This window comes from Brevibacillus migulae, assembly GCF_004521915.1.
In the GTDB taxonomy this organism is placed as follows: Bacteria; Bacillota; Bacilli; order Brevibacillales; family Brevibacillaceae; genus Brevibacillus_F; species Brevibacillus_F migulae.
Map to the genome: position 1 here is coordinate 1 of NZ_SDKD01000077.1, position 522 is coordinate 522.

At 44.5% G+C, this 522-nt stretch carries 1 other RNA gene; it reads left to right on the top strand.

Annotated features, from left to right (window positions below):
- An RNA gene (gene rnpB, locus EIZ37_RS25660) (RNase P RNA component class B) lies at positions 1 to 309 on the top strand; the annotation flags it as partial.
- Positions 310 to 522 lie beyond the last annotated feature (213 nt).

Genomic DNA, 522 nt, shown 5'->3' on the forward strand with positions numbered 1-522 from the left:
TAGCACTGGCTGTGATGCCAGTAGTGTTTGTGCTAGGCGAATCAATAAGCCTAGGGACTTGATTTTCAAGTTACGGCGAGCGAACTGGCTAAGTCTTCGGATAGGTTTTAGTAGCTCTGAAAGTGCCACAGTGACGGAGTTTTTAGGGAAACCTAAAAAGTGGAACGCGGTAAACCCCTCAAGCTAGCAACCCAAACTTTGGTAGGGGCATGGGATAGTTGGAATGAGAACAATCTATCCTGACTGCTTTGNAAAATAAGCCTAGGGAGATAGCTAGCTATCTTACGGCAAGCAAAAGGGCTAAGTCTTTGGATATGCCTGAATAGCTTTGAAAGTGCCACAGTGACGTAGTTTCTAGGGAAATCTAGAAAGTGGAACGCGGTAAACCCCTCAAGCTAGCAACCCAAACTTTGGTAGGGGCATGGGATAGTTGGAATGAGAACAATCTATCCTGACTGCTTTGCAGTAGACAGATGATTATCGAAAGAAACAATTCCTAGTTGTTTCTGGAACAAAACATGG